Origin of the sequence: Corynebacterium kozikiae (assembly GCF_024580965.1) — a bacterium.
In the GTDB taxonomy this organism is placed as follows: domain Bacteria; phylum Actinomycetota; class Actinomycetes; order Mycobacteriales; family Mycobacteriaceae; genus Corynebacterium; species Corynebacterium kozikiae.
The window spans coordinates 1-22,938 of record NZ_JANIKJ010000024.1; the positions used below are offsets into that span (position 1 = coordinate 1).

Genomic DNA, 22,938 nt, shown 5'->3' on the forward strand with positions numbered 1-22,938 from the left:
TCGGAAAGTATTTTCCACGATGCTGGAATGCAGGCAACAGGTATTTAGATTCTGCGTAAGGTACAACACCAAAAGGCGTCACTCCTGGTGTGGATACCTGTCACCAAAAGAGTTTGAAGCCAAGACCACGTGAGCTAACATAATCCCATCATATTGACCACCCGATGTGTCTACTTTCCGGGGGTCGGCCCCGGAGGCTTGCTGGCGGTCGGCTGCGCAGCCGTAGACTTCGGCTCAATCCACTCGAGAAAACGCCCGGTACAGCCTCTCTTCTCGGTCCTCATCAGATTCAGCCATGTCTTGGCACGCATGGATGAGGTCCAATCCGGAGTGGAATCCATAGTGATCAGCCGATGGATCTAAAGCCTCGGCGAGAATCCGCATGCGTACACCCTCTTTGCGAAGTGCCTCAATGACGAGAGTCGCTAAGTAATTGAGCTCAATTTTTGCAGAGGCTAGGTCTGCAACTGTTCGCTCGACAGAGGTCACAGGGAGCCCATTTATCAGCACCACTTCTTCGGATCGCACAATCCGGTTGCAATACAACTTGATGTCTTTTTGCCCTGTTTGTTTACGCAAGCTGGCTGAAAATTGGTGCCTTTCGGGAATGAAGTCACCAATCTGGTGGACAAAGGCGGCGGATTCGTGGGACACAGCGACGTTGTTGTGCGAATCAATGCGCTCCACCGCAAGTTTTTCCTGCTCCAAAGACACCCAAGCGGCACGCAGATCCGTTACTGGCCCAAATTGCGCGGACGGAAGCAGGTAGACCCCTCGTCGAACCCGCGTAAGGATTCCCCTTTCGGCCATATTGCTCATGTGCAACCTCGAAACACCTGCACGTTTAGCTTGGGCAGTCGTAATGATTCCCCACTGATCCGAGGCCAAGGATTCTAAGAAGCACAACACTTCAAGTGACTTCATTTGCTCCAACTCCTCAACGACCAAGAACGCAACGTTTCTTCATTTGTATCATCCTAGTCCATACAAATAAAGAGCCTTTGAGGCGCCATTATTAAGAGCCCTCAAGACCGACCTCGATTCTGGCTGGCCCAAACTCCCCAAATCCCGCCAAAGCCCAGCACCTTTCGATGACGCCCCTCAGGTGGTGCTCATGAGCGTTGAGTATAGGATCGAGAGCGTGTTTGAGTTCCTGAATCGCATCGCTGCACGTTTCCGCAAGACGCCAAATGCCCAGGCCGCTGGGCCGCAGCCAGACCCCCAGTGGCTGATCGTAGGCCTTGGCAACCCCGGTGGAAAGTACGCCCAAACCCGCCATAACGTGGGCTATTGGGCAACGGACGCAATGCGCACCCTTCAGTGGCAGCCAGTGTCCGGCACCAAAGCCCTGGTGGTGCGCCAAACTATCGGCGAAGTTCCCGTGGCGCTGGTCCGTTCCACCACGTTCATGAACAATTCCGGCGAGGCAGTGGCGGCTCTGGCACGCAAGTGGAACATCCCCGCGAGCAACATCGTGGTGCTCCACGATGAGCTAGACATCCCGGCTGGCACCGTGCGGGTGAAAGCAGGCGGAAACGAGAACGGGCACAACGGCCTCAAATCCACCAGCGCAGAGTTGGGCACGAGGGACTACGTGCGGATCAAGATGGGCATCGGGCGCCCGCCAAAGGGTGAGCCGATCATCGACTGGGTGCTGAGGGAAATCCCTCACGACGCCACCCTGGTTGCCCGCAGCGTGGAGGCCGCAAACATCGTGGTTACTGAGGGGTTGCAGCGGGCGCAGCATGTTATTCACAGCATGCGCTAACCTTATTGGCTATGAGTAACCTTGCCGCTGAGGCTTCCCGCCGCCGTACATTTGCCGTGATCGCCCACCCAGACGCCGGTAAATCCACGCTGACAGAGGCCCTGGCGCTGCACGCCCATGTGATCGCAGAGGCTGGCGCGGTGCACGGCAAGGCTGGGCGCAAGGCCACGGTTTCTGACTGGATGGAGATGGAAAAGGACCGCGGTATCTCCATCGCTTCCTCCGCCCTGCAGTTCGAGTACGCCCCCGAGGGACATACCGGCGAGCCCTACATGATCAACCTGGTGGACACGCCAGGCCACGCCGACTTCTCTGAAGACACCTACCGCGTACTCACTGCAGTAGACGCTGCGGTGATGCTCATCGACGCCGCCAAGGGCCTCGAGCCCCAAACCCTCAAGCTGTTCCGGGTGTGCAAGGCCCGTGGCCTGCCAATCGTGACGGTGATCAACAAGTGGGACCGCCCTGGCCGCACTCCCTTGGAGTTGGTGGATGAGATCGTCTCTGAAATTGGCCTGCAGCCCACCCCGCTGTATTGGCCAGTGGGTGACGCCGGCGATTTCCGCGGTCTCGCCCACATCAACCCGGATGGGGAGACGGACCAGTACATTCACTTTTTGCGCACCGCGGGCGGTTCCACCATCGCCCCCGAAGAGCACTACTCCCCCGATCAGGCTTCGGAGCGGGAAGGCGAGGCCTGGGAAACTGCCGTTGAGGAGGCTGAACTTCTTGCTGCCGACGGCGCCGTGCACGACCAGCAGCTCTTCCTGGAGTGCGTGACTTCCCCTTTGATTTTCGCCTCCGCCATGCTGAACTTCGGTGTGCACCAAATCCTCGATACCCTGTGTGAGCTCGCACCCGCACCCGCGGGGCGCGCTTCGGATGAGGAAGCGGTGGCCGCGTCGACAAGCGCCATTGATGAGCAGCGCGAGGTCACCGGTGACTTCTCCGGCGTTGTGTTCAAGGTGCAGGCCGGCATGGATAAGAATCACCGTGACTCGCTGGCGTTCATGCGGGTGGTGTCCGGAGAATTTGACCGCGGGATGCAGGTGACGCACGCGCAGTCAGGGCGCAGCTTCTCCACAAAATACGCGCTGACCGTGTTCGGGCGCACTCGCTCGACCGTGGAAACCGCCTACCCGGGGGACATAGTGGGCCTGGTCAACGCCGGATCGCTGGCTCCTGGTGACACCATCTTTGCAGGCAAAAAGGTGCAATTCCCGCCTATGCCGCAGTTCGCCCCCGAGCACTTCCGGACCCTAAGGGCCAAGAGCCTGGGCAAATACAAGCAGTTCCGCAAGGCACTGGATCAGCTTGCGGCGGAAGGCGTGGTGCAGATCCTGCGTAACGACGCCCGTGGTGACGCTGCTCCCGTGATGGCAGCGGTGGGCCCCATGCAGTTCGAGGTCATGATGGCGCGCATGGAAAATGAATACAACGTGGAGACGGTCGCGGACCCAATCCCCTACTCCGTGGCCCGCAAGACCACCGCAGAAACAGCACCAGAGCTGGCCAAGCAGCGCGGGGTGGAGATCTTCACCCGCACCGATGGGCAGCTCGTGGCACTGTTTGGCGATAAGTGGAAGCTGGCGTTCATCGAAAAGGAACACCCCGAGTTTGAGCTGTTCCCAATGGTTGCTGACTAGCTGAGCCCCGGGATCACCGCGTTCAGCCCCAGCATGATGAACAAGGTGGCCAGTGGGATTGCCACGGTGACCATGGCAACGTCCTTGTAGCTTAGGCGGTGCGTCATGCCGCACACCATGAGCATGGTGAGCACCGCACCGTTGTGTGGCAGGGAATCAAAGCTCACCGAGGCCATCGCGGTGACCCTGTGCATAAGCTCCAGGCTAATCCCCTGTTCGGTGGCCAGTTGTGCGAGCTGCTCGCCCAGGGTTTGCATAGTGATGGACAACCCACCGGAGGAAGATCCGGTGATACCGGAGATGACTGCGGTAGACACTGTGGAAACTACCAGGGCGTTGCTGCTGACTTCCAACATTCCAGACTTCACCATCGACCGCGCGGCAAGCAAGTACCAATGCTCCAAATCAACGATCTACAGCCTGGGAAACACGAAAAACGAGATCGTCTACCGCGTCTTGGTGAGCTTCTTCAAGGAGCTCACCCAGCGCACACACTTGGCGCTCGGTGGAAACAAACCGGCGCCTGCAAAGCTGCAGGATTATTTCCAGGCAATCAACTCCGCGCTGCAGCCGGCATCACCAGCATTCATGCAAGATCTCATCGCTACCGAGGTTGGCAAGAAAGTCTACGATCACAACACCAAAGCAGCTATTGAAACCATCCGCAACCTCTTGGAAGAAGGCGTGGCCCGCGGAGAGTTCCAGGCCGTAGACACTCGCCTTATTGCAGCATTCGTTGGCCACACAATGGAACACATCCAGCAAGGCGATTACCTCCACTTGGCTAGTGTCACCGAGGCATACGCGGCGCTCGACACCCTCATACGCAACGGATTAAGCACGCCGCCAGCACCCTAGGCGCTCTCATTTCCGCCGTTGAATCCTCTTGAGAGCAGCGCGGAAAACGCCCAACTTTTTGCCCTACTCAACACCATTCGCGCCGCCAATGGTGACCTCGTGGAGTTCTCTCAGGAGCGGCGCGAAGAATCAAACTGAGCAGCAAGCAATCAGCGATGCTGGAAATCAGGATCACGCTTTTCCACAAATGCCGCCATACCTTCCGTTTGGTCTTCAGAGGCAAATACGGAGTGGAACAAGCGGCGTTCAAACTGCAGCCCTTGGCCGAGTGTGGTCTCAAAGGCAGCGTTCACTGCTTCTTTCACCATATAGGAAGCCACCAAGGACTTGGATGCAATGAGCGTGGCGGCCTCCAGAGTGGTGTCCATGAGTTCGGCCACGCCCACCACCCTGGACACCAGCCCTGCGGACTCTGCTTCTTCCGCGCCCATCATGCGCCCGGTAAGGCACATGTCCATGGCTTTGGATTTGCCCACGGCTCGGGTGAGCCGCTGGCTACCACCCATCCCCGGCAGCACACCCAGGTTGATTTCTGGTTGACCGAACTTCGCATTATCTGCAGCAATGATGAAATCACACATCATCGCCAGCTCACAGCCCCCACCTAGGGCGTAGCCGGAAACAGCGGCGATCACCGGCGTGCGCAGGCGGGTGAACTCATCCCACTTGGCAAACCAATCACTCACAAACATGTCCGTGGCAGATTTGGAGGCCATCTCTTTAATGTCCGCGCCCGCGGCGAAGGCCTTTTCGGAGCCGGTGAGGATGATGCACCCAATGCCTGGGTCTGCATCAAAGGCGCGGCCCGCTTGGACAACCTCATTCATGATTGCCTCGTTGAGCGCGTTGAGGGCCTTCGGGCGGTTGAGGGTAATAATGCCCACTCGGCCTTTGGTTTCGGTGAGGATGTTTTCAAAGTTGCTCATAATGATCCTTTCGCTTGGTGCTCGCTTGAGGCTTGCTTGGTGCTTACAGCCTGAGTGGCTCAATGTCTGTGGCGTGCAACGGCCCGAGGAGGCGTTCGATTTGCTGGGCATCCACTTGTTCCAGTTCCGCGGGGGTCCACTTGGGGTTGCGGTCTTTGTCAATGATCTGGGCACGCACCCCTTCCACAAAATCTAGGTGGGCGTGCATATCGTTGGACACCGCGAATTCATGCTCGAGCGCCTCACGCAAAGTGAAGTTGGTGGCACGGCGAATGTAGGCCAAGGTGAGCACGCAGGCAGTGGGGCTGTTCCAACGAATCCGCTTGGCAGCATCCGCAGCAAAGTCAGCTTCCTCCGCATCCAGCGCCGCCAAAATCTCGGCCACGGTCTGACCTTGGTATGCAGCTTCAATGCGGTCCAGTTGACCCGAGAACGCCTCGCCGGGATCGGCAGCATACTCTGCCAAGATAGCGTCCACCTCTGCCACGGATTCGGCCAGCGAATTGAGGGCTTTCGGGCGGTTCAACGTGATGATTCCGGCGGTTCCTCGAGTTTCCACCAGTACTTCTGCCACTTCTGCTTCACGTGCTCGCATTGCTTCTCCCCTTTTTTCAGAGCTATCCGCAGCTATCCGCCTCAAGGAGCAGGGCTTCTCCCTGCCCGCCGCCGCCACAGAGTGCAACGGCCGCGCGGCTGGCTTTGCCCGCACCGAGCTGCAATGCGGCGTGAAGTGCCAGGCGCGCACCGGAGGCACCAACCGGGTGACCAAGGGCAATGGCGCCGCCGCACATATTCACGTCTTCAGGTTCAAGGCCGAGCATTCGGGCGGAATGGATGGAAACCACCGCGAAGGCCTCGTTGATTTCCACGAGGTCGAGGTCACTGACCTCCCAACCCTGGCGCGTCAGCGCCTGTTGGATCGCCTTGGCGGGCTTGTCTTGCAGCGCGTGGTGGGGTCCCGCAATTTGTCCAGGGGCACGCACCACGGCAAGGATCGGGGCGTTCCGACGCTGCGCCTCCTCGCGAGTGGTGAGCACGAGGGCCGCGGCGCCGTCGGTGATTTGGGAAGCGTTTCCCGCGGTGATAGTGCCCTCGGGCGCGAAGGCTGGGCGCAGGCCGGCGAGGGTTTCTGCGGTGGTGTCTGGGCGCACGCCTTCATCGGCGGACACGGTCACCGTCCCCTTGCGGGTGTTTACGCTCACTGGGACAATCTCCGCGGAGAGGTCTGCGGCGGCGGCACGCTGGTGGGAGAGCGCGGCAACGTGGTCTTGTTCTTCGCGGGTGACGGGAAATTCTTGGTTGTAGTGCTCGCTCAGAGCGCCCATGGAGTTGCCCATGCTGGCGGAGGTGAGGGCGTCGTATTCCATGTGGTCCACCAGGGAGGCGCTGCCGAATTTCACCCCGCCGCGCACCTGGGCCAGGTGTGGGGCGTTGCTCATGGATTCCATGCCTCCTGCAACCACGATTGTTGCCTCGCCGCAGCGGATCATGCGCGTGGCATCAATCACTGAGGTGAGCCCCGAAAGGCACACTTTGTTCACCGTGTTGGTGTGCGCTTCCTCGCGTACACCACCGGCGAGTGCCGCCTGCTTGGTGGGGTTTTGGCCAACGCCAGCCTGCAACACCTGCCCCATGATCACCGCGTCTACTTCACTTCCCTCCACGCCCGCGCGCTCCAGGGCACCGCGGATTGCAAACCCGCCGAGTTCCGTTGCGGGAAACGAGCTCAGCCCGCCGAGCAGACGCCCAAAGGGAGTTCGTGCGGCGCCGATAATCACCACATCCTGCGGTGATGCGCCATTTGTGTGCGGGGAGGTGTGCTGCGCCATCGTGGTGGGGTCCTTTCCGTGCAAAAGGTGCGGCACCCCCAAGATGTGTCACAGGGGATGGCACACAAAACCGTTCAGTACGTTTAGTGTTTGTATCGTAAAGCCACATAGTGACCTGCGCCACCTTTTTCGCGCGGAAACCCCTTACAGCGAGCCGATCCCCATCGCCACCAGGAACACCGAGACGCCGTAACCCGCCAGCTTTGCCATGAGATCCCCGTTGCGCCGCGCCGCGTCGAAAAGCCTACCAAACACACTTTCCGGGAACGCCCGCACTACTCCCGCTAGCACCGCCACGAGCGCAGGGAGGCTCAGCGCGAGGCTTGCATAGACGACGAGGCCGGCGTAGCGCACGAATGCGGAGAACTCGCCCGTGGAGAGGTGGGCGAGCCCAAAGAAGAACGGAAGTGAAGTAATTGATTGCACGAATCCCAGCACAAAGCCGGCGAAAACGGTCTGTGCGGAGGGTGCTCGTAGCGGCCCGAGGAGGCGTTGGATGAGGGCGGAGTTGTCGCCGCCGCGCCACGTCCCGATCGCTGCGAGGAGTCCCACCAAGATCAGGAGTATCGCAGCCCAAGGGGATTCGAGGAAGGCTTGGACGTGGGACTGGAGGCCGTCAAACACCAACATGGTGAGCACGGAGAGGAAGAACACTCCGGACCAGTCCCCGGCAATGAGCAGGCCGACCGTGCGCCAGTATTTTCCTTGTTGCGGCAGGATGACGGCACAGGCGAGCACCACAGCAATCAGCAGCAAGTTCACTGAGTCTGCGAGCGCATAGCTCACCGCATGCAGCATTTACGTTCCTTCCCATGAGTACCGTGCAAGTCTACAAGGTTGCAGCCTCAAGCCAATCTCGCACATTTTCCCCGCGCAGCCGCTCCCCCGCAGCCATTCCCCTCATGGACAATACAGACCCCAATTTGGGGGCAAATAGCTGCCAAAAGCGGTAAAAATTGCCCCCATTTTTCACTAGAATCAACGGCGGGTTTTCTTGAAACGCCCGATATTTCCGTGTCGGGTTTCCTAGACCCACGCTAAGCCCACGCTGGGTTCACGCGGGGATTGCGCGGGGATCGCGCGCTGCTCGGCAGGACAGCGTCCCAAGCCTTAAGACCCAAGCCCCAAAACCTAAGATCCAAGACCAAAACCCACGATCTTTTACAGCAGATTTTCAACCGCAAACCGAAGGAAAGAACGTCTCCCATGGCCAAAGACTGGAACGAGAAAATCGAAGCAGCACAACAAATGCTTCCGCTGATCGGCAAGCTCCACCGCAACAACAATGTGGTGGTGTCCGTGTTTGGCCGGCTGTTGATTGATGTGACGGACATTGACATCGTCAAGGCCCACCGCTACTCCCGTTTGGCAACCCACTCTGAGCTCACCCCCGCCCAGACGCTCCCAGTGCTCCAGGCGCTCACCGAGCTGGACTTGGGCACCGCCTCCATTGACATTGGACGCCTCGCGGTGGCACATGAGGAGCGCGGCGGTGACCTCAACGACCCCGCCGGGCTCAAAGAGTTCCTCACCGGCGAGCTGCAGGAAGTGATCGGCACCGAGAACACCTTGGAATCCAAGGACGTAGTGCTCTACGGCTTTGGCCGCATTGGTCGCCTGCTCGCCCGCATCCTGATTGCCCGCGAAGCAGCCTACGGTGGGGTGAAACTGCGCGCCGTCGTTGTGCGTAAAAACGGTGACAAAGACCTGGTCAAGCGCGCTTCCCTACTGCGCCGCGATTCCGTCCACGGCGCGTTCAACGGCACCATCACCGTGGATGAAGAAAACAACGTGATCTGGGCAAACGGCACCAAGATCCAGGTGATCTACTCCAACGATCCCGCCAGCGTGGACTACACCGAGTACGGCATCAACAACGCCATCGTGGTGGACAACACCGGCCGCTGGCGCGACCGCGAAGGCCTCTCCCAGCACCTCCAGTCGAAGGGCGTGTCCCGCGTCCTGCTCACCGCGCCGGGCAAGGGCGACCTGCTGAACGTGGTGTACGGCATCAACCACGAGGCGATCACCGATGAGCACACCATCATCACCGCCGCCTCCTGCACCACCAACGCCATCACCCCAGTGTTGAAGGTGCTCAATGACCACTACGGCGTGATCAACGGTCACGTGGAAACGGTGCACTCCTTCACCAATGACCAAAACCTCATTGACAACTTCCACAAGGGCGAGCGCCGTGGCCGCGCCGCCGGGTTGAACATGGTGCTCACGGAAACCGGCGCCGCAAAGGCCGTGGCCAAGGCGCTGCCCGAGCTCGAAGGCAAACTCACCGGCAACGCCATCCGGGTGCCCACTCCCGACGTCTCCATGGCGGTGCTCAACCTCACCCTCAATCAAGACGTGACTAGGGATCAGGTCAATGAGCTGATGGACAAGGTGGCGCTGCACTCCGATCTGCGCCAGCAAATCGCGTACATCCACTCCCCAGAGGTGGTTTCCACGGACTTTGTGGGCACCACCCACGCGGGCATTGTGGACGGCCTGGCAACCATCGCCAACGGCAACAACCACCTCGTGCTCTACGTGTGGTACGACAACGAGTTTGGCTACTCCAACCAGGTGATCCGCATCGTGGAGGAAATCGCCGGGGCTCGGCCGAAGGTGCTGCCAAAGCGCACCCCGAGCGCGGAAATCTAAAGCAATTCAGAAGGCTGCTTGACCTCACGCCCCAAGGCCGCCGAGACGATGGGTGCCCACGGCACCTCCAGACCGGCGGCCTTCATGAATGCGTGATCAGTGATCATTTCCACCCCGCCGGAATGCAGCTCACCATCGTGGAGCACCACGAAGCGGGTAGCTAAGCGCCAGGCAGCGTTGACGTCATGGGTGGAAAACAGCAGCGCAGTACCCAGGTTTTCCAGGGTCTCAATCAGGGCGCTGGTGCCCTCGGGGTCCAGCCCGGCGGTGGGTTCATCAAGGAGGAGCACGCTCGGGCGCATCGCAAGCGCGCCGGCGAGGGCCACCCTTTTGCGCTGGCCAAAAGAAAGTTGGTGTGGCACAGCGTCAGCAAGATCGGCGATGCCCAAGCTCGCGAGTACCTCCTCGACCCGCTCCTGCACTTGCGCAGCATCCAGCCCCATGTTGGTAGGTCCGTAAGCTACGTCTGCGGCCACTGAGGTGGCAAAGAGCTGGTCGTCTGGCTCCTGCAACACCATTTGCACAAACGCGCGCACCTGATTGCGTGCCTTCCGCGACGCCGCAACGGGCGCGCCGTTGATCAGCACCTGGCCGGCGTCGGCACGCCAAGACCCCGCCAGAATCCGCATGAGACTGGACTTGCCCGCGCCATTTCTACCCAGCAAACAGATACGCTCACCTGCGGCGATGTTGAGGGTGACGCCGCGCAGAATGTGCTGCTCACCGCGAGAAAAGTGCACGTCTGTGCACCCGAGCAACGACCTCACCACAGCAAGCCTTCCTGCATCGCACCAATACCTGCGATACACACTAACAACGCGAGCGTCACACACAGGAATCCCGCCCGCCCATGCGCGCCGAGCTCACCACCAGCTACAAGCGTTGCTTGGGGGTCCGCGCGCAGCTCCAGGCCCTCGGCAAGGCGGCGGGCCCGCGCAAAAGAGGTAACAAACAGGCTCGCCCCCAAAGAAGCTGCCGACGCCACCCAGCGGCGCCTACTCGAATACCCCAACCGGGCCTGCTGGGCCAAGAAGACGCTGCGTGCGGTGGCCACGAGCAGCGCCACCATGCGATACATGGAGACCATGAGCTCGATGATGAACCCTGGGATGTGAAGGCGATACAACAGCGCGATTGTCTGCGGCAGCGGCGTGGTGAGCGCGTAGAGCACAGTGGCCCACGTGGCCAACAAGCTGCGCAGAAGCAGTGTTGCGGCGTTGCGGACACCGCCGTCGATGAGTACCAGGCCATCGCCGGTGATCGCCACCACCAGTGGGAGCACGCCCACCACCAAGAAAGCGATGGGCGCTGCTACCAGCGCGAGCAGCAGTTTCAGCGGCGGCCGCGCGGCGATCACAGTTGCGGTGAGCACCCCAGCGATCAGCAACCAGGCGTAGCCGAAAGGGAGCGCCACCACCAATACCAGCACCCCCAGCAGCAGGAGCGCCTTCTCCGCCGCGGGGCGTGGGGCCCAACGGCTGTGCAGCGCGGCGTATTCGAGCTGATTCATGTACTCACAAAGTCTTAGGGGGCTGGGGTGTTGGGGTGTTGGGGTGTTTTTCGAGGAGGCAGGAAGTTATTCCTGAGTGCGCTCCTGCTCTTTGGTGCGCCCGCGGTACACGCCGATGGCGTAGCCCAGCACGCTCGCGCCGAGTGCCGCCTGGAGGGCAAACAACCCGGACTCTACCTCGCCGGGGAGTTCCCCGATGAGGGGGTCAAACCACGGCTCGTATTCCGGATTGACTTCCTCCACCAGGCCTTCGGCTGCGGCATCAGTGCCTGCGAAGGGTTCTTCGGAGTCGCGATTACCAAGGTTGATGAACATGGGGAATGCGGCCACCACGATGGCGATTCCGGCGAGCAGCAAGGAGCTGCCCTTGGAGCCTTTTTCGCCTGGGGTTGAGCCGGCCTTTGTGTGCTTGAGTGTGTCTGCCATGGCCTAGATCCCCACTTTCTGTGCCACCGGCTGCGCTGGCTCTGGTAGGAAACCGAGGCGTTGCAACTCAGGTACGGCAATCTTGCTCAGTGCACGAACAATGAGCACCGTGACAATCGCTTCAATCACCGCGATGGGAACCTGGGTAGGCGCATACAGCCCCATAAACGTAAGCCACGCCTGCACCAGACCCTGCGCATGGTGCGCCAACGCCAACTGGGTGGCGGTGACAACGTATGTGGCAAGGTTGCCCAATAGCGCCGCAAGAAACACCGCTAGGTCCATGCTCGCCCCGGCGCCGCGGCTTGCCCGCCACACGCCATAAGCCACCCACGGGCCCACAATCGCCATTGCGAACACATTGGCCCCTAGGGTGGTGATGCCTCCGTGGGCAAGCAGCAGCGCTTGGAAGAACAACACCAAGGTGCCCAAGAGAGCCATGACCGGTGGTTTGAACAGCACTGCTCCCAGCGCCGTACCTGTTGGATGTGAGGAAGATCCAGTGACGGAGGGGATTTTGATTGCGGAGAGCACAAAGCTAAACGCGCCGGCTGCGGCGAGCAGCAGTTTGGTTTCCGGCTGAGCCTTGAGCTGCTTCTTCACAGCCACTGCGCCGTGTGCTACAAACGGCGTTGCTACCGCTGCCCACGCCACACAATGCGTGACGGGGAGGAACCCTTCTGCAATATGCATAAGTTTTACACTTCTTTCCGTATGAGCCCAGATCCCCGTGGGCTTGCGCTATACCTTTGGGGCGCAACCGGTCTCCTGGCTTCCACCCGCAAATCCTTAGTGGTTTCCCCTTCCCGCCCGAAAGCAGTGAGGTCACCTGCGTATTTGGTGGTGACAGTGGCGGGGCCCGCTGCCGGATTTACACCGGCATTCCCGTTGTTGCGCCCTCGGTAATGACCTTATCACTCAGCTCCTCACTCGCCACCCCACAGAACCCCCCCGGTCAAGCTTCCTCACTTTCATACCGACGGTCATCGCACGTGCCGCCGGCCTCCGCAACCAAGGAGCCAAGAGCTACTACGCTGGTACTGGCCCCTATACGCGGCCCACATTCGGACCATGCAATTCGGACCCTGCACTGCGAAAGTGAGCACCCTGTGGATGTTTCAGACCCTACCCAGCTCAAGGATGTCCTCACCGACGGCTTTTTCCACCAAATTGAGAAGTCCTGGGCGTTCCAACACAACCTGGGTCAGATTGAAAACGTGCGATTCAACCCCGTAGGTGGCACCCCCAACTACGAGATTATTGCCGACAGCGCAGCGGGCCCCGTTGGCTTCCGTGGCATCGTGGTTGCCCACTGCACGCACAACTCTTGGACATGGGCACACAACAACCAAACCTGGAATATCCCGGAACTCAGCGGCACGCACCCCTTCCACCCTGATCTGGTAGCCGCCGCGCGCACGCTGCATGGAAACGGTCCCGTATTCCAGGTACCTATCACTGACCCCACACCAGAAGGCACAGAACACGAAGCTTTTCACGTAGTGGTGATGGTCGGTGATGCCCTCGCACTCACCCCACGAGCTGCAATCACACTGGGACTGGGCCAGCTACCCAAGGACTTGGATCTGGAACGTGCGCTCACCTCTTATGCCGCCGCCCGCGGCCTTGCGGTGGCCAAGGGAAACCTCGATAAGGGTGCAAATGGGGGTGCAATCGAGGCAACGCCAGAGCAGGCCGCTCACCAAATAGCTGATTCCGCACACCTATTTCACCTGCGTGATCAGAAAGGCACCATCACCACGGTCAACCTGCAGACGCAGCAACTAGTCTCTGCGATCACCACTGCGGAGGTGGCGTCGGACGCCTTCTACCTTGCCCACGAGCACAAGCTGTTCGCCGAGGCCACCTTTGGGGCGCAGGATTGGCAGCAAGGCGTGGGCGATGTCAGCCTTACCCACAGCATGGTCCGAGTGGGCGAGCACGAACTGCAGGCATTGCTGCTCGCCGTGGACGGAACTTGGTCCTGGTTTCACCCCGGGTTTTCCCAGTTCCCAGCAGCAAAGCTCGCACGCGGGGCACTCGACTTCGCCCTCGAGCACGGACTCAAAGAGTTCACCACGCCGCAAACAAGCCCCCTCGCGGTCAGCGCCGCAAAGTCCATCCTCCAAGCCTGGATTCTCTGGAGCGGACCCATCGGGGAACACCAAGGCACCTTCCTGCTGCGCTCCCCAAGCCTCCAGCTTCCGCCACTCACCTCGGAGGTGATGCAGGCGGTAGAACGCACGCCGGTGCCGGAGGGTATCGACGCGGCCCGGGCGTGGCGCTTCTACATGCAGTCTCGCGGCGGTGGCGTCGAAGCAGGCGCAAGTATCCCGGGGAGCAGCGCCTAGGCGATCGCTGAAGATTACTGCCGAAGCGCTGCGCGAACCTCCGCGACATCGACTGCTGGTGGGAAGTTGGGCTGGCGGTCTTTGTCCACCAGCACCGCGCGCACGCCTTCAACAAAGTCCGGAAGGCGGCGGACGTACTCACCCAAGGTGATCTCAAGGTCCAATTCTTGGCGGACCGTGGTGCATTTCGCGCTGGCTGCCATGAGTTCGGCCGCAGCCACCAATGCGCTCGGGGAGGCTGCTGCGAAGTGCTGGGCTACGAGCTCGCGGAACTTCTCATTGGGATGCTGGGCAACCGCTTGCTCGATTTCGGCAAAGCTGGGGCCGGCAAAGGTGGCCTCGATGTCCTCGGCCCACTTGGCCAGCTCGCTTTCCTCCTCCAGTTCCGTGCCGTAGCGCTCCAGGGCGTCATCGATGTCCTCCGCAATGAGCATCTCCCGGAACAACTGCATGTGCTCGGAATGCACCACGTCGGTGGCGATGCCCGTCCACAGCAAATCAGCGGCGCTCAGGCGCCAGCCGGTGAGCACCACAAAGTTAGCGAGCGCAAGGGACGCCTGCCCCACCCGCTGCAGCACAAAGGGCACGCCCACGTCTGGGATGTAGCCGATCGCCATTTCCGGCATTGCTCCGAAGGCACGCTCGCTGATCACACGGTGGGAACCATGCACGGACACCCCAAGGCCACCGCCCATCACCACGCCGTCAATCAACGCCACATAGGGCTTGGGGAAGGTGGCAATGCGGTTGTTCATGGCGTACTCCTCCACAAAGTACGCATCAGCGCGCTCTTCCTCGCCCGCCAGGATGTGCTCGCGGGCTGCGCGAACATCCCCGCCGGCGCAGAAGCCTTTGTTGGACTCCGTGTAAATCACCACGCGGTGGATTGCATCATCGGTTTCCCACTCGCTTAAGGCTTGGTCGATGATGTCCACCATCTCGTGATTCAACGAGTTCAACGCCTTGGGGCGGTTGAGTTCCAGCACGCCCGTGGAGTTGAGCACATAGGCGCGCACCGGGGAATCTTTGTGATCTGCATGTTTGAGAGCCATGCCCTCATTCTTACCATCAGCGCACACTTCGGGTGGCTCAGATCACCATAGAAATGTGGATGTGAGGGGCACAACTACCCCCTTTGGTTTCACGCGCAGAACTGCGGGCCCATGCTGTCCTCCCGAACTGGCACAATGGGTGCAGCACACATGAATCCTAGTGAATAACTTGAAAGACCAATTTGGCATGAATATCCCCACCCCCGCCCCAACTTCTGCACCCCGCCGCGGCACTTACACCGGCCTGATTGCAACGGACATGGATGGCACCCTCTTGGATGGCAATCACCAAATCCCAGATGACTTCTGGCCGCTGCTGGACCGCCTCCATGCGCAGGGGTGGGCTTTCGCCCCGGCGAGTGGGCGCCAGCTTTACACCCTGCTGGACCAGTTTGATCGGGTTGCAGGCAACCAGATCAGCGTCATCGCGGAAAACGGCACTGTGGTGTACCACGAGGGCGAGATCGTCTCCACCACCACCCTTGCCCCCAAGGACGCCCACGCGGTGATCGAAACCATCGAGAACACTGACTTGGACTGGGGCGTGGTGCTCTGCCGGGCCGACGGAGCTTTTGTGAGCCGCACCGACAACGAATTTCTGAAAGAGGGCATCAAGTACTACCACCGCCTCGAGCGGGTGGAGGACCTGCACGAGCACGTCAATGACCAGGTGATTAAACTTGCCGTGTTTTCTTTCCCCGATGCGGAAACCGTGGCCGCTCCCCTGCTGCGCGGCGTGGCGCCGGACCTCAGCCTGGTGATTTCCGGTGCGCACTGGATTGACCTCATGGCACCGGAAGCCAACAAGGGCGTGGGTTTGCGTCTGCTCGCACAGGCACTGGACATCCCCATGGAACGCACCATCGCCTTCGGGGACTTCCTCAACGACCTCGAGCTTCTACAAGCCGCGGGGACCGCGGTGGCAATGGAAAACGCACACCCCAAAATCAAAGAGGTGGCCACTCGCATCGCCCCGCCAAACACCGAGCATGGCGTGCTCACGGTCCTTGAAGAACTCCTCAACTAAAAACCCCAGCACCCCACAATCTTGGGGGCCCTGGGGCCTTTGGAGGTGCGGCGTGGGGGCGTCGGAACGCTTCCCTCAAGCCCTCAGCCTACTTGCCAGACTTTTTCGTCTTCTTGCCCTTCCCTGACTTTTTCCCTTTCTTTTCGCCCTTTACCTCCAACTGCGCCGCAACATCGGGCACGTAGCGGAAGTCTTCGCGCGGCGGGCGCTCGTAGTCATTGTTGGACTCGGGGCGCTCCGGGATCTCCGGCAGCTCGCGCTCAATGTGCTCATAGGGGATGGTGGAAAGCAGGTGGCTGATCACGTTAATACGGGAACGCTTCTTATCCTCAGACTCCACCGTGTACCACGGCGCGGAGGGGATGTCCGTGTGGATGAACATTTCATCCTTTGCCCGGGAGTAGTCCTCCCAGCGGGTGATGGACTGCAGGTCCATCGGGGAGAGCTTCCAACGACGCAGGGGGTCATTGCGGCGGGACTTGAAGCGGGCAATCTGCTCCTCATCGGACACAGAGAACCAGTATTTGCGCAGGATGATGCCGTCTTCCACGAGCATTCGCTCGAAAATTGGTGCCTGGTGCAGGAAGCGGCGGTACTCGGCAGAGGTGCAGAAGCCCATCACGCGCTCCACGCCCGCGCGGTTGTACCAAGAGCGGTCAAAGATCACGATCTCACCAGCGGTTGGCAGGCGCTCAATGTAGCGCTGGAAGTACCATTGCCCCTGCTCACGAGAGTTCGGTGCGGGCAGCGCCTCAATGCGGCAGGTGCGCGGGTTGAGGTATTGGGTGATGCGCTTGATGGCGGAGCCCTTGCCGGCGGCGTCGCGGCCCTCCATCACGATCACCACGCGGGCGCCGGTTTCCACCACCCACTGCTGCATCTCCACGAGCTCAGCCTGTAGGCGCTTGAGCTCTTTCTCATAGGCCTCTTTGGCCAGCTTCTTTGGTTTTGCCACTGCTACTTCACCTCAAATTCCACGAGCTTATCCCACTCCGTCTTCTCTGGAATGAGCGTATTGATCACGTCTGGGGTGCGCTCAAGGTACTTGGGCAGCTCCTCCTGAGCACGCTTGAAGTGAGCGGAATTGACGTGAGCCTCAGCAGCATCATCCTGGAATGCCTCGATGAGCAGGAACTCACCGGGGTTGTCTGGGCTGCGGTACCAATCGAAGAAGATGTTGCCTTCCTCAGCACGGGTGGCCTCGGTGAACCACGCCGTTTCTTCAAGGAACGTCTCTTGGTATTCGGGGCGGACTTGGTAGCGCACGTTAATCAAAATCATGGTTTCCAACGTAGGCGAAAATCTGCCCGCCCGCAGCTAGTTATTCCCAGCCGCGAGCGCCCGCAGCCAATCAAGCTCCTCCCCTTGATCCTCACCCACCAGGCGTATTGCCACCCTCGCGAGCTCCTGGGGGTCCGGAAGCTGCTCCAGGACTTGGGCAATTTCCGACGCCGCCAGCGCCCGATCCCCCGCCGCATCCCGCGCGCTAATAAGGCGCTGCATGGTCTGACGGGCTAGGTCCACGCGGTCCAGTGAGGCAAAGAGTTCCAGTGCTTCCATGAGGAAGGACGCAATGATGTCTTGTTTCTCCTCCACGTTGGCCTGTTCCACCAGCTCCACACGCTCGTTGATTAACCCGTGGAGCTGCTCATGCAATTCAATGTGCTGCGGAGGCAGGGCCGCGAGTAACAGTCCCATCTTCTGGTGGCGCAATCTGAGGCGCATCGCGAGCATGGCGGCGGGGTCAATAGTAGCGGCAGCAGCGGCGATGGTGGCAGCCTCGGATAAGGCATCTGCTTGCCTGATCACCTGATCAACCACCTCCAGCGCGCGTTCCAACTGCCCCGACTCCCCGAGGTAGTTCGCGAGCTGGCTGCGCATTTCCAGTTCGATAGCGCCATCCTCGCCATCTGCCAAATCGCCATGTGCCAGGAACTCCTCCAGCACCGCTGCCGCCTGCTGCGCCTGCCCGAGATTGCCCAGGGCGTCGGCGTAGATCTGCGCAACTACGCAACCGTCTGCGTTAAAGCGATGCTCACCTGCGATCATGCGCGCGTTTTCCGCCAACGCACAGGCTGCGTCCCACCGCTCCATGGCCATCAGCACGCCAAGAACCCTGCGGGCAGTGTTCAGCGCGTAGGGGCCTAGGCCGGCATCAGCGGCCAGATTCATCGTTTGCTGGACCATCCAAAGACCTTGAAGATATTCCTCCTTTTCAAAGTGGACGTTGGTGAGCACCATTAAGCCGCTGATCCGCAGGCCAATCGGATCACCCGAGGTGAGTGCGCTCTCCCGAAGCATCACCGCCATAGCCTGGTTGTACGCCGCATCAAGATGATCACTGCGCAGCAACAAATGCGCCTTGAGCATGTCCAAGCCATCTGCGTAATCCTGGACCTCCACATAGGGTGCGGGAACACCCAGGTGTTCCAAGCGCAGGGCGTAACTGTTCAATGGAAAACCAATACGCTTGTGTTCTTCCAACAACTGCTCCACGGTGAGTTGCTGGCGCCACGGGTCTTCCACCACGTCTTTGAGGGAGGGCAGCTCCTCAAGCTCCTCAAGCTCCGTGAAACCCGCCAACACTGTGGCTTTGAGCCCCGAGCGATCCAAAGACGCGGCAGTGGGCTGCGGCAATCCCTGGCCAGATGCCTGTAGATTGCGCTCAAGGCGGGCGACGGCGCGGGGTTGGAGGATGCCCGGGCGGGCGTCGAAACGCCGCGCGAGTGTGAATGCCAGGTCAGCACACCACTGTTTCGCCTGCTCCACCGTTGGGCTGTGCAGCGTTGGTGCCTGCTGCCAAGGAAGCTGCTCACCTGGCAAGACCACGTTCAGCACCTCCCCGCCACGTTCGGTAGGCAGGTGGCCGAGCGCCACCGCACCAGCGCTGGCCAGGCCCAGCAGCTCGCGCGGCTCGCTCGCATTCATCCACCACGGGAGGTGGGTGCAGAACAGCTCCACGGATCGCTCCGTGCACCCAGGCATGCCAACCGCCCCAAGCTCCGCGAGCACCCGAATGTGGACGGCGAGTGCGCCGAGCATCGCGGGGTCATTCTTGATTGCGCGGTAAGACTGCACATGGGCGTTCCAGGCTTTGTCGAACTGCCCGGTCATCGCATAAGGCTCGATGAGGTGGGTAAACAGTGAATGCGGCTGCGCGGAACAAGTCATCTCCTCCGTTGCCAGCGCCTGCTCCGCAACAGCGATCCCGTGTTCCCATTCCCCGCGATCAAAGTGGTAGCTGGCGGCCACTTCCGGGTCGCACGCGGGGCAATTGGAAATTGGGGTGTGCTCGGCGTTGAGCCAGTTGCCGTGTGCTTCCTCGGCGGCTTGCTCATCCCCGATTGCTTCCGCCAGGGTGTACTCCAACTGGAAAAGTGCCCGGCGCGAATCACCAATCTGCTTATACAACCCATGGGCTTGGTCCAGCAGGTCGCGCAACTGGTTCACCGGCACTTCCGGTACTGCCAACAGGGCGCTGAAGGCGTAGCGATACCCCCAGGCCAATCCTTCAAGGCGTTCCTCATGGAACAGATCAGGGCGGGTCTCGTAGAGTTTTTGCGTGCGCAAGAAGGGTGCCACAACCCTGGTGGCATCCCCGCTGCTGTAGTAGGAATACTGCAGTTGGATGAGGCAATACAGCAGCTCTTCAGCAACATCCACACCCGAATCCAGCAATTCATCTGCGGTGACCACAGCTTGTGACCACAACTGCGAAGCAGCCTTACTGTAGGGAACCATCTCCGCGCGTTCGATGAGCTCATCCAAGAAAGAATTGTTCCTGCTGTGTTCCATGCTCAACTGTTTGATCCTTGGGGTTGTGGGTTGGGTGCCTGTTTTACGGGTTGTTGCGTTTTAGAGTGCATGGGCAATGAGCGTGCTGAGCAGGCTCACCGACCACCTCCGGGCCTTCGGCCCGAGTTCTTGGTGCGCGGAGATCAACGCCTGCACATAGAGCGCTCTGATGCCTGCCACGAGCAGTTCTTGCCCGGTGGAGTCTGCATCCAGACGATTGCCGGGCGTGTTTCTACTGCTGACTCGCTGCAAGTCCGCGAGCTGCGCGATCACAGGGCTATCCGCATTCAATACCAGCTGCGGCATTTCAGCCTCCGCGCCAAGTGAGTTCGGCGGCTGGTTTCCGTTCCCGGACCCGGGCCGTTTCTGGGGGCGAGATTCCAGGAGGCTCATCAGGGCATCGATCTGTTCATCTTCCTCCCGAACTCGCTGCTCAATGCGGCGCCCCGCACTGTCCGGCTGCGGGAGGTACACCGCGGGTAAGTCTTCCGGTGAAAACCGACGCAGCACCACCTCTACATCCTCGCCCTCCAAGGCTTGCTCGCTGGCATGAACCACCGGCATGAGGTGAATCCTTTGGGTGTGGGTTGGCAGTTCCAGATCGTCCAAGAGGCTGGTTGCGCTGAGCTCCTCGATGAGGATATCCGGGTAGTCCAGGCGCAGGAGGTCCAGGATTTCCTCATCAAAGGCGTAGCCGGCATTTACCACCAACACCTCACGCGCCTGAGCCACCGCGGCGATGGCCTCGAATGCCTTAGTTGTTCGGGTGAACCGGATGCCGTTTTTCAGCCCGATTACTTCATCCAATGTCATTGGCCCCAACGTGGTGGGTACGGGCACGGTGCGGGCAACGAGCCTGCGGGTTGGCTCATCCACCAACGCAAGGGATTTCAACCCAGCCAGGTGCAGGGACACGAACTCCGCGAATTGGTGCGGGACCAGCTCGGCCAAGGATTGCAGCCACTGGCGGATCTGCGAGCCGAAGGACTCCCTGGTCTCTGCAAGGGCTTCATCATTGGCAAGCGCCTCCCGGGACGCCGTGGGGCGCAGGTGTTCCACGTCCACCACCACGCGGGCAAAATACGCCCACTCAGGGAGCAGGTCACTGATCCGGTCCCCCAGCATCATTCCATGCAAGTACACCGTGTGCTTCACATGCTGGCCAGGGTGTGCGCCAGAAGGAATAATGTACGCCACGCCGCGAGCACCGGAGAGGATGTCATTGAGCGGCACACAGGCAAAGGGTGTGAAACCGAAGTGCTGCTCACACCACCGCTGTTGGCCTTCCTCGTCTTGCAACCACGGGGGCTGCTCGCTTTCCAAAGGCTCACCATTGATCACGATTTCCGCTGGCAAGTAGCGCCCGTAGTAATCCACCAAGCCGGGGATGCGGCCAAAGTCAAAGTCCGTTCGACGCAGCTCTACCGTGGTGCCGGGGCCAGTTTGCAGCACTTCCGGCAATTCATGGGGCTGTACCGGGCGGGTGGTCCAGGTGCCATTGGAATTGCCCTCCCACCGGATTGGCTGGTCCAGGGCGTCAATGCTTCGGGAGTACACCACGATGGAGGGCGACACCATAAGCGCGCTCAGCAGTCCAATACCAAACTGGCCCAGGTAGTCACTGCGATGAAAACCGAACTCGTCACGCTTGGAGCTCGCACCTATGGTGGCCAGCAGCTCCCTTGATTCCTCCAAGGTGATTCCCTTGCCGGTATCACTGAAGCGAACGAGATCCAGCACACCGCTCGGGTGAGTGGAGAGAAGCTCAATGTTGATCTGCGCGGGGCAATCGGGGTCTTCCTCCCGGCGCGCAGTGATGGCATCGATGCCATTTTGCAGCAACTCCCGCACAAACACCCGGGGCCCCGAATAGAGGTTGCGGGAAAGCAGAGAGACCATGCCACCGAGGTCAACGTGGAATTGTTGTGGTGAATCCATTACTTCCTCAAGTTCATTACACGCAGGGCCCGTTTACTGGCCCGATCCCCTGCGAAGCCATGTTTGGCCATTCTCCCACGTTCCGCAGCCTCCTGCAGCCTTAGCCGCGCCGGAGTTGCCTTGCGTTTTGTGGGTGCTGGGCGCGTCGGTACGCCACCTGATTTATATGCGTGGAACGGAGGGCGGGATGTGGAGAATTCTCACACTGACACACGGGCGGCAACATACTACCGAGGCGAAAACACACAGTTCAGACGGGATTTTCGGTGCGAGTGTGGGTTTGGTGATGACCCAGAGCACATAGACGGCGCGGCGTCGGCAATTTTACTGTGGCACTGAATGTTTCTTCCTTATTTCTTACCTGTAGTCACCCCTTCTGAAGGATTTTCCATGGCTTTGCATCGCCTACCCGCCCAGGCAGCCGCGGCTGTGCTCATTGGTGCGCTCGCGCTGAGTGCCTGCACACCGGACAACGAAACCCCATCCTCCGCCTCCGCCGCTTCCTCCGCAGAAGCAGCCGCCGCAGTCAGCGAAGCCCCAGATGTGCAGTGGCTCGCCGAGCATCAACTCGCTGGGTTGGATAGCCGCGAGATCATCACGCTTCTGGACGCCCAGGCGCTCGACGATCGCCCGACGGATCTTCGCGCGTCCATCAAGCCGGAGGTACTAGAGCTCAGTGATACCTCCGGCGAAACGGTGACGCTGACGATGCCCGAGGACGAGTTCTATGTAAGCATCGCCCCGTACTTGGACAAGACTCACGACTGCTTCTACCACAGCCTCACCACCTGCAAGGGTGAGCTGGGCAATAGGGACGTTGATGTAAAGGTCACGGACAGCGCCGGGAACGTGGTGATTGAACAAGCCACCACCACCTTTGACAACGGCTTTGTGGGCCTGTGGCTGCCGCGGGACCTGCAGGGCGAGCTCAGCATCACCCTTGCTGGGGACACCCCGGAGGGCGCGAAAACCGCCACGGTTCCCCTGGGCACGAGCGCAGATGACCCAACCTGCGTGACCACGGTGCAACTAGGGCGTGTCTCTTATATGCGTAACCAGACCAGAATCGCCGCAAGCACCACTCCCGCGCGATACGTGACCGCGAGCTTGTCATAACGCGTCGCAAGCCCGCGCCACTGCTTCATCAACCCAAA

General features: G+C 60.4%; 23 protein-coding genes and 1 riboswitch. Of the genes, 8 read left to right on the forward strand and 15 right to left on the reverse strand.

Annotated features, from left to right (window positions below):
- Positions 1 to 133 (forward strand): IS3 family transposase (locus NQ018_RS10285; protein WP_373566939.1); only part of this gene is annotated, 133 nt, incomplete at its 5' end.
- A gap of 101 nt (positions 134 to 234) precedes the next feature.
- Here the strand turns inward: NQ018_RS10285 and NQ018_RS10290 are convergent.
- Positions 235 to 924: a type IV toxin-antitoxin system AbiEi family antitoxin domain-containing protein gene (locus NQ018_RS10290; protein WP_257060813.1), complete on the reverse strand. Its 690-nt coding sequence runs from the start codon at positions 922 to 924 to the stop codon at positions 235 to 237.
- Positions 925 to 1,114: 190 nt separating this feature from the next.
- Here NQ018_RS10290 and pth point away from each other — a divergent pair, with 190 nt between their 5' ends.
- Positions 1,115 to 1,768 carry an aminoacyl-tRNA hydrolase gene (gene pth / locus NQ018_RS10295; RefSeq protein ID WP_257060814.1) on the forward strand — a complete coding sequence of 218 codons (654 nt, stop codon included), beginning with the start codon at positions 1,115 to 1,117 and terminating at the stop codon, positions 1,766 to 1,768.
- 11 nt (positions 1,769 to 1,779) lie between these two features.
- A complete protein-coding gene (locus tag NQ018_RS10300; RefSeq protein ID WP_257060815.1) occupies positions 1,780 to 3,414 on the forward strand; it encodes a peptide chain release factor 3 in 1,635 nt (544 codons plus the stop codon).
- Here the strand turns inward: NQ018_RS10300 and NQ018_RS10305 are convergent.
- A complete protein-coding gene (locus NQ018_RS10305) occupies positions 3,411 to 3,731 on the reverse strand; it encodes a hypothetical protein (RefSeq protein ID WP_257060816.1) in 321 nt (106 codons plus the stop codon). The two genes, NQ018_RS10300 and NQ018_RS10305, sit on opposite strands and share 4 nt — an antisense overlap.
- Here NQ018_RS10305 and NQ018_RS10310 point away from each other — a divergent pair.
- On the forward strand, positions 3,715 to 4,272 hold the full coding sequence (locus NQ018_RS10310) for a TetR/AcrR family transcriptional regulator (protein ID WP_257060817.1): 558 nt from the start codon (positions 3,715 to 3,717) through the stop codon (positions 4,270 to 4,272). The two genes, NQ018_RS10305 and NQ018_RS10310, sit on opposite strands and share 17 nt — an antisense overlap.
- Positions 4,273 to 4,421: 149 nt before the next feature.
- Here NQ018_RS10310 and NQ018_RS10315 read toward each other — a convergent pair whose 3' ends face one another.
- The 4 genes from NQ018_RS10315 to NQ018_RS10330 form a co-directional block, all read right to left on the reverse strand.
- On the reverse strand, positions 4,422 to 5,198 hold the full coding sequence (locus NQ018_RS10315; RefSeq protein WP_257060818.1) for an enoyl-CoA hydratase: 777 nt from the start codon (positions 5,196 to 5,198) through the stop codon (positions 4,422 to 4,424).
- A gap of 43 nt (positions 5,199 to 5,241) precedes the next feature.
- Positions 5,242 to 5,793, reverse strand: coding sequence for an enoyl-CoA hydratase/isomerase family protein (locus tag NQ018_RS10320; protein ID WP_257060819.1), 552 nt, complete (start codon positions 5,791 to 5,793; stop codon positions 5,242 to 5,244).
- Positions 5,794 to 5,815: 22 nt separating this feature from the next.
- Entirely contained in the window at positions 5,816 to 7,027 is a 1,212-nt protein-coding gene (locus tag NQ018_RS10325; RefSeq protein WP_257060820.1) for an acetyl-CoA C-acyltransferase, read from the reverse strand.
- Positions 7,028 to 7,171: 144 nt separating this feature from the next.
- A complete protein-coding gene (locus NQ018_RS10330; RefSeq protein WP_257038381.1) occupies positions 7,172 to 7,825 on the reverse strand; it encodes a hypothetical protein in 654 nt (217 codons plus the stop codon).
- Between the two features lie 408 nt (positions 7,826 to 8,233).
- Between NQ018_RS10330 and NQ018_RS10335 the strand changes: the two genes are divergently transcribed.
- Complete coding sequence (locus NQ018_RS10335) at positions 8,234 to 9,685, forward strand: glyceraldehyde-3-phosphate dehydrogenase (RefSeq protein WP_257038380.1); 1,452 nt, start codon at positions 8,234 to 8,236, stop codon at positions 9,683 to 9,685.
- On the opposite strand, the gene NQ018_RS10340 is transcribed toward NQ018_RS10335, so the two are convergent.
- The 4 genes from NQ018_RS10340 to NQ018_RS10355 all read right to left on the reverse strand — a co-directional run bounded on the left by NQ018_RS10340 (position 9,682) and on the right by NQ018_RS10355 (position 12,314).
- A complete protein-coding gene (locus NQ018_RS10340) occupies positions 9,682 to 10,425 on the reverse strand; it encodes an energy-coupling factor ABC transporter ATP-binding protein (RefSeq protein WP_257060822.1) in 744 nt (247 codons plus the stop codon). The two genes, NQ018_RS10335 and NQ018_RS10340, sit on opposite strands and share 4 nt — an antisense overlap.
- 23 nt (positions 10,426 to 10,448) lie before the next feature.
- Positions 10,449 to 11,195, reverse strand: a complete 747-nt coding sequence (cbiQ, locus tag NQ018_RS10345; RefSeq protein ID WP_257060823.1) for a cobalt ECF transporter T component CbiQ — start codon at positions 11,193 to 11,195, stop codon at positions 10,449 to 10,451.
- A gap of 66 nt (positions 11,196 to 11,261) precedes the next feature.
- Entirely contained in the window at positions 11,262 to 11,621 is a 360-nt protein-coding gene (locus tag NQ018_RS10350) for an energy-coupling factor ABC transporter substrate-binding protein (protein WP_257060826.1), read from the reverse strand.
- Between the two features lie 3 nt (positions 11,622 to 11,624).
- On the reverse strand, positions 11,625 to 12,314 hold the full coding sequence (locus NQ018_RS10355; protein ID WP_257060827.1) for an energy-coupling factor ABC transporter permease: 690 nt from the start codon (positions 12,312 to 12,314) through the stop codon (positions 11,625 to 11,627).
- Between the two features lie 68 nt (positions 12,315 to 12,382).
- A riboswitch (cobalamin riboswitch) is annotated at positions 12,383 to 12,509 on the reverse strand.
- Positions 12,510 to 12,730: 221 nt separating this feature from the next.
- On the opposite strand from NQ018_RS10355, the gene NQ018_RS10360 reads away from it, so the two are divergent.
- Positions 12,731 to 13,972, forward strand: a complete 1,242-nt coding sequence (locus tag NQ018_RS10360; protein ID WP_257060828.1) for a DUF6882 domain-containing protein — start codon at positions 12,731 to 12,733, stop codon at positions 13,970 to 13,972.
- A 14-nt stretch (positions 13,973 to 13,986) separates the two neighbouring features.
- Here NQ018_RS10360 and NQ018_RS10365 read toward each other — a convergent pair whose 3' ends face one another.
- On the reverse strand, positions 13,987 to 15,024 hold the full coding sequence (locus NQ018_RS10365; protein WP_257060831.1) for a 3-hydroxyisobutyryl-CoA hydrolase: 1,038 nt from the start codon (positions 15,022 to 15,024) through the stop codon (positions 13,987 to 13,989).
- 187 nt (positions 15,025 to 15,211) lie between these two features.
- Here NQ018_RS10365 and NQ018_RS10370 point away from each other — a divergent pair, with 187 nt between their 5' ends.
- Positions 15,212 to 16,051, forward strand: coding sequence for an HAD family hydrolase (locus NQ018_RS10370; RefSeq protein WP_257060833.1), 840 nt, complete (start codon positions 15,212 to 15,214; stop codon positions 16,049 to 16,051).
- Positions 16,052 to 16,139: 88 nt separating this feature from the next.
- Here NQ018_RS10370 and ppk2 read toward each other — a convergent pair whose 3' ends face one another.
- The 4 genes from ppk2 to NQ018_RS10390 are packed head-to-tail and all read right to left on the reverse strand — an operon-like array spanning position 16,140 to position 21,784.
- On the reverse strand, positions 16,140 to 17,006 hold the full coding sequence (gene ppk2, locus NQ018_RS10375; RefSeq protein WP_257060835.1) for a polyphosphate kinase 2: 867 nt from the start codon (positions 17,004 to 17,006) through the stop codon (positions 16,140 to 16,142).
- Between the two features lie 2 nt (positions 17,007 to 17,008).
- Positions 17,009 to 17,332 carry a putative quinol monooxygenase gene (locus tag NQ018_RS10380; protein ID WP_257060836.1) on the reverse strand — a complete coding sequence of 108 codons (324 nt, stop codon included), beginning with the start codon at positions 17,330 to 17,332 and terminating at the stop codon, positions 17,009 to 17,011.
- Between the two features lie 36 nt (positions 17,333 to 17,368).
- On the reverse strand, positions 17,369 to 19,846 hold the full coding sequence (locus NQ018_RS10385) for a hypothetical protein (RefSeq protein WP_257060838.1): 2,478 nt from the start codon (positions 19,844 to 19,846) through the stop codon (positions 17,369 to 17,371).
- 60 nt (positions 19,847 to 19,906) lie between these two features.
- On the reverse strand, positions 19,907 to 21,784 hold the full coding sequence (locus tag NQ018_RS10390) for an HSP90 family protein (RefSeq protein ID WP_257060839.1): 1,878 nt from the start codon (positions 21,782 to 21,784) through the stop codon (positions 19,907 to 19,909).
- Positions 21,785 to 22,174: 390 nt separating this feature from the next.
- Here NQ018_RS10390 and NQ018_RS10395 point away from each other — a divergent pair, with 390 nt between their 5' ends.
- Positions 22,175 to 22,900 carry a CueP family metal-binding protein gene (locus tag NQ018_RS10395; RefSeq protein WP_257060840.1) on the forward strand — a complete coding sequence of 242 codons (726 nt, stop codon included), beginning with the start codon at positions 22,175 to 22,177 and terminating at the stop codon, positions 22,898 to 22,900.
- Positions 22,901 to 22,938 lie beyond the last annotated feature (38 nt).

Excerpts from the sequence above, each read along its gene's own strand:
- NQ018_RS10290 (WP_257060813.1), bottom strand. The coding sequence starts at position 924 with ATGAAGTCACTTGAAGTGTTGTGCTTCTTAGAATCCTTGGCCTCGGAT.
- pth (WP_257060814.1), top strand. The coding sequence starts at position 1,115 with ATGAGCGTTGAGTATAGGATCGAGAGCGTGTTTGAGTTCCTGAATCGC.
- NQ018_RS10300 (WP_257060815.1), top strand. The coding sequence starts at position 1,780 with ATGAGTAACCTTGCCGCTGAGGCTTCCCGCCGCCGTACATTTGCCGTG.
- NQ018_RS10310 (WP_257060817.1), top strand. The coding sequence starts at position 3,715 with ATGACTGCGGTAGACACTGTGGAAACTACCAGGGCGTTGCTGCTGACT.
- NQ018_RS10315 (WP_257060818.1), bottom strand. The coding sequence starts at position 5,198 with ATGAGCAACTTTGAAAACATCCTCACCGAAACCAAAGGCCGAGTGGGC.
- NQ018_RS10320 (WP_257060819.1), bottom strand. The coding sequence starts at position 5,793 with ATGCGAGCACGTGAAGCAGAAGTGGCAGAAGTACTGGTGGAAACTCGA.
- NQ018_RS10325 (WP_257060820.1), bottom strand. The coding sequence starts at position 7,027 with ATGGCGCAGCACACCTCCCCGCACACAAATGGCGCATCACCGCAGGAT.
- NQ018_RS10330 (WP_257038381.1), bottom strand. The coding sequence starts at position 7,825 with ATGCTGCATGCGGTGAGCTATGCGCTCGCAGACTCAGTGAACTTGCTG.
- NQ018_RS10335 (WP_257038380.1), top strand. The coding sequence starts at position 8,234 with ATGGCCAAAGACTGGAACGAGAAAATCGAAGCAGCACAACAAATGCTT.
- cbiQ (WP_257060823.1), bottom strand. The coding sequence starts at position 11,195 with ATGAATCAGCTCGAATACGCCGCGCTGCACAGCCGTTGGGCCCCACGC.
- NQ018_RS10350 (WP_257060826.1), bottom strand. The coding sequence starts at position 11,621 with ATGGCAGACACACTCAAGCACACAAAGGCCGGCTCAACCCCAGGCGAA.
- NQ018_RS10355 (WP_257060827.1), bottom strand. The coding sequence starts at position 12,314 with ATGCATATTGCAGAAGGGTTCCTCCCCGTCACGCATTGTGTGGCGTGG.
- NQ018_RS10365 (WP_257060831.1), bottom strand. The coding sequence starts at position 15,024 with ATGGCTCTCAAACATGCAGATCACAAAGATTCCCCGGTGCGCGCCTAT.
- NQ018_RS10370 (WP_257060833.1), top strand. The coding sequence starts at position 15,212 with ATGAATATCCCCACCCCCGCCCCAACTTCTGCACCCCGCCGCGGCACT.
- NQ018_RS10380 (WP_257060836.1), bottom strand. The coding sequence starts at position 17,332 with ATGATTTTGATTAACGTGCGCTACCAAGTCCGCCCCGAATACCAAGAG.
- NQ018_RS10385 (WP_257060838.1), bottom strand. The coding sequence starts at position 19,846 with ATGGAACACAGCAGGAACAATTCTTTCTTGGATGAGCTCATCGAACGC.
- NQ018_RS10390 (WP_257060839.1), bottom strand. The coding sequence starts at position 21,784 with ATGGATTCACCACAACAATTCCACGTTGACCTCGGTGGCATGGTCTCT.
- NQ018_RS10395 (WP_257060840.1), top strand. The coding sequence starts at position 22,175 with ATGGCTTTGCATCGCCTACCCGCCCAGGCAGCCGCGGCTGTGCTCATT.